The sequence below is a fragment of the Streptomyces sp. SM1 genome (genome assembly GCF_002910825.1).
In the GTDB taxonomy this organism is placed as follows: domain Bacteria; phylum Actinomycetota; class Actinomycetes; order Streptomycetales; family Streptomycetaceae; genus Streptomyces; species Streptomyces okerensis.
Window position 1 is genome coordinate 1 of sequence record NZ_NEUB01000739.1, and the last position, 7,599, is coordinate 7,599.

8 protein-coding genes and 2 pseudogenes are annotated in these 7,599 nt (G+C 68.6%); all 10 read right to left on the reverse strand.

Annotated elements, in window-relative coordinates; genetic code table 11:
- Positions 1-121: 121 nt before the first annotated feature.
- A complete protein-coding gene (locus B9S61_RS21680) occupies positions 122-1,021 on the reverse strand; it encodes an alpha/beta hydrolase (protein WP_103543755.1) in 900 nt (299 codons plus the stop codon).
- A 158-nt stretch (positions 1,022-1,179) separates the two neighbouring features.
- Entirely contained in the window at positions 1,180-2,406 is a 1,227-nt protein-coding gene (gene kynU / locus B9S61_RS21685; protein ID WP_103543756.1) for a kynureninase, read from the reverse strand.
- Complete coding sequence (locus tag B9S61_RS21690) at positions 2,399-3,229, reverse strand: tryptophan 2,3-dioxygenase family protein (RefSeq protein ID WP_103543757.1); 831 nt, start codon at positions 3,227-3,229, stop codon at positions 2,399-2,401. Before B9S61_RS21690 ends, kynU begins: the two co-directional genes overlap by 8 nt.
- A gap of 149 nt (positions 3,230-3,378) precedes the next feature.
- A pseudogene (locus tag B9S61_RS21695) lies at positions 3,379-3,534 on the reverse strand (DUF3151 family protein); the annotation flags it as partial.
- 319 nt (positions 3,535-3,853) lie between these two features.
- A complete protein-coding gene (locus tag B9S61_RS21700) occupies positions 3,854-4,054 on the reverse strand; it encodes a hypothetical protein (protein WP_103543758.1) in 201 nt (66 codons plus the stop codon).
- A gap of 137 nt (positions 4,055-4,191) precedes the next feature.
- Positions 4,192-4,779, reverse strand: a complete 588-nt coding sequence (locus B9S61_RS21705; RefSeq protein WP_146064914.1) for a hypothetical protein — start codon at positions 4,777-4,779, stop codon at positions 4,192-4,194.
- Positions 4,780-4,900: 121 nt separating this feature from the next.
- Complete coding sequence (locus B9S61_RS21710; RefSeq protein ID WP_103543760.1) at positions 4,901-5,557, reverse strand: ABC transporter ATP-binding protein; 657 nt, start codon at positions 5,555-5,557, stop codon at positions 4,901-4,903.
- Positions 5,558-5,600: 43 nt separating this feature from the next.
- Positions 5,601-6,260 carry a hypothetical protein gene (locus B9S61_RS21715; RefSeq protein ID WP_103543761.1) on the reverse strand — a complete coding sequence of 220 codons (660 nt, stop codon included), beginning with the start codon at positions 6,258-6,260 and terminating at the stop codon, positions 5,601-5,603.
- A gap of 15 nt (positions 6,261-6,275) precedes the next feature.
- Positions 6,276-7,373 carry an IS3 family transposase gene (locus tag B9S61_RS21720; RefSeq protein WP_258039778.1) on the reverse strand — a complete coding sequence of 366 codons (1,098 nt, stop codon included), beginning with the start codon at positions 7,371-7,373 and terminating at the stop codon, positions 6,276-6,278.
- Positions 7,370-7,599: pseudogene (locus B9S61_RS40970) on the reverse strand (hypothetical protein); the annotation flags it as partial. The pseudogene B9S61_RS40970 and the gene B9S61_RS21720, both read right to left, overlap by 4 nt.

The following is a 7,599-nucleotide window of genomic DNA, read 5'->3' on the forward strand; positions in this document are numbered from 1 at the left end:
CCGGGCCCGCCGGCAAGGGAAGTTACGGATCACCCCACGTAACCCGCGTCCCGCCGAGGGACTCATTCACGGGGTAGCTCTCAGGTACGACGGGTATGACACACCCCCACCCGACGGCACGTCACCACGCGAGCTGGGCGATCTCCTCCGCCACCACCGCACACGCGTCCGCCACCGGATCGATCAGCGGAAAGTGCCCGACGTCCTCCAGCAACGTCACCCCCACCACTTCCCCCGCCTTCGCCGCCGCCTCCGCGTACGACTCGGCGACCGCCTGCGGAACATCCCCGTCGGCGCGCCCCTGCACCAGCGTCGTGGCGATCCCGGTGGGCAGCAGCAGCGCCGGATCCGCGTACGGCCGCCGTTCGGCGAAATGATCGTCGCCGCCGAGGAGCTGCCGCACGGCACCCCCGCACACGCCCAGCTTGTCCGCGACCGCGAAGTCGGCGATGGGGGCGAGCGCGACAACACCCCGCAGCGGCGCCGGGCCCGCGGTGCGCCAGGCGGAGCCGGCCGGAAGAACGTGCCGCGCGGCGGCCCACAGCGCCAGGTGTCCGCCCGCCGAGTGACCGGTGAGGACGACGCGCCGCGCATCGGCCCGCGGCAGATGTTCCCGGATCAGCGCGGGCAGGGCGTCCATCGCGGCGGCGACATCGTCGAACGTGTCCGGCCACCGCCCGGCGGCCGCGTCACCGTCTCCGCCACCGTCACCGTCACCGTCACCCACCCCCTGCGCACCACGCCGGTACTCGGCACTGGCCACGGCGAAGCCCCGGCCGGCCAGAAAGGCCGCGAAGGGGCTGATGTGGCGCCGGTCGTACGGCGCGCGCCAGGCACCTCCGTGCAGGACGACCACCACGGGCGCGGGCCCCGGTCCGCCCTCACCACGCGGCAGATGGAAGTCGATCAGCCGGTCCGGGTGGTCGCCGTACGCGGCCGTGGCGTCCGGGGCGACGGGCGCGTGGGAGAAGACCGACTCCTCCTCGGCGGCGGTCCGGGCGGCTGCGACGTCGTCCGTCATGCTCAACCTCTCAGCGATACACCGTAGTTCGACGGACCGGGCGGAGACACGGCCGTTCGGCGGACGGTATCAGCACGCCCACGTGCCCCGACATGCGGATGTCACGCTCGGTCAGCGGGACCGGGGGCGGCTCCTCGATGAGCCGCCCCCGGCCTCGGTTACGCCGGCACCTCCGCCGGCACCTCCGCCAGCACCTCCGCCAGCACCCGCGCCGCCCGCTCCACATCCGCGAATCCGACGTACAGCGGCGTGAACCCGAAGCGCAGCACGTCCGGTTGCCGGAAGTCGCCGACCACGCCCCGCTCGATCAGCCGCCGCATCACCTCCCCGGCTCCCGCCCGGCGCAGCGCGATCTGGCTGCCCCGTTCCGCGTGCGCCCGCGGAGTCAGGCACTCGACCCCGCCCGCCGGGACGTACGCCTCGACGCACTCCAGGAAGAAGTCCGTCAGCGCGAGGGACTTGGCCCGGACCGCGTCGACCGGCACGCCGTCCCAGACCTCCAGTGCCGCCTCCAGGGCGAGCATGGAGAGGATGTCCGGGGTGCCGACCCGGCCCCGTAGCGCGCCCGCCGCCGGCTCGTAGTCCTCACGCATGCCGAAGGGTTCCGCGTGGGAGTTCCAGCCGGGCAGCGGGGAGTCGAAGCGGTCCTGCAGATCCGCGCGCACGTACAGGAACGCCGGTGAACCGGGGCCGCCGTTCAGGTACTTGTAGGTGCAGCCGACCGCCAGGTCCACACCGTGCTCGTCCAGCCCGACCGGCAGCGCGCCCGCGCTGTGGCACAGGTCCCAGACGACGTACGCGCCCGCCGCGTGCACGGCGGCCGTCAGCGACGGCAGGTCGTGCAGCCGGCCGGTGCGGTAGTCGACGTGGTTGAGCAGCACGGCGGCCGTACGGTCACCGAGCACTCCGGGGACGTCGGACGGCGCCACCGGGCGCAGTGTGCAGCCCGTCATCCGGGCCGCCGACCCGGCGATGTACCCGTCCGTGGGGAACGTGGTCGCGTCGACCACGATCTCGTCCCGCGCGGGACCCCCGCCGTGCGCCGCCCGCGCCAGCCGCACCGCGCCGACCAGCGCCTTGAGCACGTTGACGCTGGTGGAGTCGCCCACCACGACCTGCCCGGCCGCCGCGCCGACCAGTGGCGCGATCCGGTCCCCGATCCGCTCGGGCGCCGTCCACCAGCCGCCCTCCGTCCAGGACCGGATGCGCAGTTCGCCCCACTGCCGGCGCACCACGTCCTCGACCCGGCCGGGCACGGCCACCGGCAGCGCGCCCAGCGAGTTGCCGTCGAGATAGACCACGTCGTCGAGCACGAACTCGGCGCGCTTGGCAGCCAGTTCGTCGGAGGCGTTCAGCTTCTCCGCCTTCGTCGCGAGCTCAGACATAGGACCGCGCCGTCCACAGCTCGGGGAACACGTTCTTCTGGGCCCGCTTCTCCAGCCAGGCCACCCCGGCGGAGCCGCCCGTCCCGGTCTTCGAGCCCATCGCGCGGCGGGTGGCGACCAGATGGTCGTTGCGCCAGCGCCACACCAGCTCGGCGACATCGGTCAGCGCCTCGCCGAGACGGGCCACCTCGCCGCGCTCGTCACCGGAGTAGACGGCCGTCCAGACCGCCTCCACCTCCGCCGACGGCTCGTACTTCCGCGACACGTCGCGCCGCAGCACGTCCTGAGGGATCGCGTGCCCGCGCCGCGCGAGGAACCGCAGGACCTCGTCGTACAGGCTCGGCTCGTGCAGCGCCTTCGCCAGCTCGGCGTGCACCCGCGGCGCGCCCCGGTGCGGGACCAGCATGGACGCGGACTTGTCGCCGAGCAGGAACTCCATGCGCCGGTACATCGCCGACTGGAAGCCGGAGCCCTCGCCGAGGGCGCCGCGGTAGGAGTTGAACTGCGCCGGGGTGAGTCCGCCCAGCGGCGTCCAGGACGCGTTCAGCGCCTCCAGCTCCCGCACGGACCGCTTCAGCGCGTCGGTCGCGGTCGGCACGTCGTCCTCGCGCAGCGCCTCGGCCGCGGTCTCCCACTCGTGGACGATGACGGTGAACCACAGCTCCATCACCTGGGTGGTGACCAGGAAGACCATCTCTCCGGGATCGTCGGAGAGGGTGTGCTGGAGGTGGGTGAGGACGTCGGCCTTGACGTAGTCCTCGTAAGGGGTCGTTCCCTGGAAGTCGAGATGCGGGGTCTCCGGCTCATGAGCCTCGTGGGACATCGCTGTCTCCTGTACATGTACTCCGGGTAGCGGTCCGCCCCTGCCGTTACCGGCACGGGGGCCCCGGTCCCCACGGTGCATCCTGCGCAATCGTCCCCCGAAACCGCAAGGCCCGCCTGCTCACAGGCGGGCCACGGGGGTGTGACGGATCAGCCCAGGACCTGCGCCGCCGTCGGCGAGGAGTCCTTCAGGAACTGCGAGCAGCGCTCGTACTCCTGCTGTTCGCCGATCGTCCGCGCGGCGCGGGCGAGGGCGTGCAGGGCGCGCAGGAAGCCGCGGTTGGGCTCGTGCTCCCAGGAGAATGGTGGAAGATGTACCTGAGAGCGTGAGGGGGACTGTATGACCGAGCAAGAGTGGCTGGACAGCCTCGCGGCCCAGCTGCCGGAGCGGGATCTGGAGTGGGTGGTGGATCTTGCCAGGATTTGCTCCACTGAGTGGACGGGGAACAAGCCTCCGACAGGGGAGACTCCTCCACAACAAACGGATTGAAGTCCTGTCGTGATCTTGCGCAGTGATTCCGGACGCTTCTTCAGTGTCCGGAACCACCGGTCAGGGCACGTGCGACGCGATGCGCGGTCTTTTCGCTGATGCCCCGTTGCAGCTTCGTCCGCTCACGCGTCGCCCTCACCGCTCCAGCGCGGTCGGCAGAGACGAGGAAGGTTTGTGGGCGTTCGAGCACATGCCTATGCCCACCACCCAGTCCGGCTGCCGGGTGAGGCGGCTGTCGAGCTTGCACAGCCAGGCAAGGCCGGCCAGCGCTTCTGGCAGTTCGACGAAGGCGCTTTCGCGCGGGCCCTGGTGGCGCAGTTCTTGGAGACCGGCCACATACGGCAGTCTCTTCGACCGCCCTTGCCACGGAGCCGGAGTTCGCGGAAATTGCGTAAGTCGCACAGTGGAACTCCACGACCAACGGAAATGTACGTCCAATGAGAAACCGGCGGATCGTCACGATAGAACCGAGGCTATGCCGACGTACCCGAGACGGGCACCTCCGCGCCGTTCGACTCTGAAGGCCCGGTTGTCTTCTGTGCGGTGATGGCGTTGGCGGCGAGGAACGCGCCCGCTGCGGCTGCGGCTTCCTCGCTGGAGTCATAGGTGACATCCGCGGGAGCCTCGTCGCCCCGCCCGCTGGCTGCGGTCGCGATCCACCACCAGGTTCCTCCCTCCGCGCGCCAGGTGATGAGGGCCTCTCCGCCGAACGCCTTGAAGTGACTGGGCCCCGTATACGCCTTCTCGACGATCACCGCTCCGGGCCAGCGCTTGCGGGCTGCCTGACGGGAGATTTTCCACGCTGCTCCAAGGTCCGCGTAGCTCGCACCCTTGGCGCCCGCGATCCGCGCGGACTTCGTGGCCAGATGCTCGATCTGGTCGGAGGCAGCCCGCCAGGCGGCCAGCGTCGCCAGCGACGCCTCCATGGAGGCGTCGTCCCACGGGCTGCTGTCGTCGGCGTCGCCGGCCATTCGGCTGCACATGGCCTCGGCCAGCGGCTGAATCGCGCCGTGCAACGCTCCGATCAACGCGGCCATCTCGGTCTCGGTTGGTTCTGGCATGTTCACGAGCGCAATCCTAGCGGTCGACAACCTAACATGTCGAGGCAACCCAGGTTGTCTCTATGGGCGGATTCTCACACTCTTGTCCGCAGCAAACGATCTCCGCTTGGCCTGCCGGCCCTCATGAGGAGCTGACCAGCGACGACTCTTTCACGGCGAAGACGGTGTCGCATCGGTCCCGGACGCGATCGTCGTGAGTGGCGATGACTACGGCGCGTCCGGCCTTGCTCATCTCGCCAAGGATGTCGACGACCATGGCGGCGTTGTCCTGGTCAAGGGCGCCGGTCGGCTCGTCCGCCAGCACAAGGGCCGGCTGCTTGACGATGAGCCGGGCGAGGGCCACACGCTGCTGTTCACCGCCACTGAGGTGGTGGATCTTCTCCTTCTCCCGCCCGCCCAGGCCAACTCGCTCGAGCGCCTCGGCGACCGTCGGGCCGACCTCGCCCTGCGCGGACCGCCGTGGTTTAACGGCCACCTTCACGTTGTCAGCGACGGTCGCGTTCTCGATCAGGGCGTAGTTCTGGAAGAGATAGCCGAGAACATCGCGGCGGAACGCACGAATCTCGCGTCGACCGAATCGGGTGATGTCCTTGCCCTCATGGCGGATCGCCCCCGCGCTCGGCCTGTCGAGCAGGCCGAGACAGTTGAGGAGAGTGGACTTGCCCGATCCGCTGGAGCCGACAAGGGCGAGCATCTCGCCGCGGCCGACGGTGAAGGAGACATCGGACCACAGGATCCGGGAGCCAAAGGACTTCGACAGGTTCTCGATATCGATCACGACAGTGCTCCTGCTGAGTGGAAGAGAATCGCGTGTGCGTGGCTCACGCCTCGGTCGCACCTTCCCTGACGATGCGACCGTGGAAAACCGCAAGAGCGAGGAGCACAGCGCCGAATTCGACAGCGACCAGCCCAGCGATGACGCTGAGATCCAGTTCGGTGAGGTGGACGAGTGGGTGGGGAAGAGGGGTGCCGGCAGCAGCCAGCTTCTCCAACTGCTGGTTCCGCGACCATGTTTCGAAAGGCACCCGCGTAGCGAGGAGAACCGCAAGGGCCAGCTCCAAGCTGAGGATGAAGCGGTGGGTGACCGTGTATCTCCAGCCGCTGATGTGCTGTACGAAGATGGCCTGAGCGTTCTTGCGCGAGTAGATGATGCAGACACCGACGCCGGCGATCAGGAGGACGATCACAGCCAGTATGAGGTTGAAGAGCTGCACTCGAAACTCGTTGACAGCATCCCTCAGTTTCAGGGCGGAGTTCTGGCCGACGGGGCGCACGGCTGTCACATAGGTCTGCAGCTTGTTCCCCTTGTTCCCCTTGTTCGCCGCGATGGCACCCAGGACGTCATCAGGGTCGGGAAAGACGACTCCTTCCTGGGTGGCGAATGCGGTGTAGCCGTCGTCGGAGAGGAATTTCGAGCCGTTGGGAACCACGACGACAACCGGGTCACGCACCAGCGACCCGGAACCTGTCAACGTGATCAAGGCAGGTAGTTCGTTCTATCGCTGTGCCGGGATCGTTTGATCGTCGTGTCGGAGGTCGGCCGGCTTGTTGATCCAGGCGGCCTCGGGCAGTTTCGGTGGCTGGGGTGGCTTTCGGACGAACCGTTCGGGGTGTTGTTGGTAGACGCTCGTGAGGACGTCGGCTCGCATCTCGCGGAGCTGGTCGGCGAGCCCGAAGTGCACGTCGAATGGGGCGTGCATCGCTATCCCGGAGTGTCGGTGGGCGAGGTTGTACCAGTCGAAGAAGCCGGTGCACCAGGTGCGGGCGTCCTCGATGCAGCCGAACCGGTCGGGGAAATCGTGCCGGTACTTCAAGGTTTTGTACTGACTTTCCGAGTACGGGTTGTCATTCGACGTTTTCGGTCTCGAATGGGACTTGGTGACGCCCATATTGCTGAGCATCTGCGCGACGTTGTGGGCGATCATCGGCGATCCCCGGTCGGAGTGGATCGTCAGCTTCCCTTGCTCAACGGGGTACTTGGTGATGGTGGAGGACAGGAACTGCTCGGCGAGGTCCTTGTTCTCGGATGCGGCGATCATCCAGCCGACGGTGTAGCGGCTGTAGATGTCGATGATCGTGTAGAGGCAGAAATAGCTTCCCCGATACGGGCCCTTCAGCTTCGTGATGTCCCACGACCACACCCGATTCGGAGCGGTCGCGATCAACTCAGGCTTCTTGCGGGGCGGATGCGTGGCCTGCCGACGGCGCTCGCGGACCTCGCCGTGTCGGCGCAGGATCCGGTACATCGTCGCCTCCGAACACAGATAGGTGCCCCGGTCCAGCAGCACCGCGTAGATCTCGGCCGGTGCCATGTCGACGAACTCGGCCGACCGCAACACCGCCAGGACCTCCGCCTCCTCAGCCTCGCTCAGGGCCCGCGGATGGCGCTTGCGCTCCAGCGTCGGCTTCACCGGCGGCGGGGACGTGCGGTGGTGGCGGTACCAGGTCGCCCGGCTCACGCCGAGCGCGGCGCATGCCTTGACCCGGCCGACCAGGAGGGACAGCTTGCCCAGGGCAACCGTGCGGGCCGCCTCGAAGGCCGACTCGCCCTCGCCGACGGGCACGCCAGCGGACGCCGCTTCCGCCAAGGTCACTTGCTCTCGCCGTTGTTCGTCGTGGCGCTGTCCGTGGCGAACTGGTCGAGCAGCGCGGAGAGTTTTGACTGCACCTCGATGACGGTGCGTGCCTTGCCCAGCTCGGCTCCCAGCTTGGCGTTTTCGGACTTGAGCCGGGCGATCTCCTTGTCCCGCGGATCGGTCTTCGGCCGACCCGCCGATGCGGCGAGCGCCGCCTCGGCACCCTTGTCCCGCTGCTGACGCC